The organism is Algibacter sp. TI.3.09 (assembly GCF_038154905.1).
Lineage (GTDB): Bacteria > Bacteroidota > Bacteroidia > Flavobacteriales > Flavobacteriaceae > Algibacter.
The window spans coordinates 1-299 of the sequence record NZ_JBAKAN010000045.1 but is presented as its reverse complement, the minus strand read 5'-3'; the positions used below and the strand labels follow the sequence as shown (position 1 = coordinate 299).

At 36.5% G+C, this 299-nt stretch carries 1 protein-coding gene; it reads left to right on the top strand.

Annotation, left to right across the window (positions count from 1 at the left end; genetic code table 11):
• On the top strand, nt 1-299 hold a 299-nt coding region (locus tag V6246_RS18260), incomplete at both ends, for a TlpA family protein disulfide reductase (protein WP_341561874.1).

The following is a 299-nucleotide window of genomic DNA, read 5'->3' as shown; positions in this document are numbered from 1 at the left end:
TTAGAAATAAAGAAAGATAAAGCCTTAGTTAAAACACAATTAAGCGCACTAAACGTAGCACAAAAATACATTGTAGTTCTCTGGAGTAGCACATGCTCACATTGTTTAGATGAAATTCCTCAATTACACAGTTTCGTGAATACTTTAGAAAAAGGTGACGTAAAAGTAATTGCTGTAGGCTTAGAAGACGATCCATACAAATGGAAAGACCTAACCTATACTTACACTAGCTTTATTCATGGTTATGGTGAAGGCCGTTGGGAAAATAAAATTGGAAACGACTACGGCGTAACAGCCCC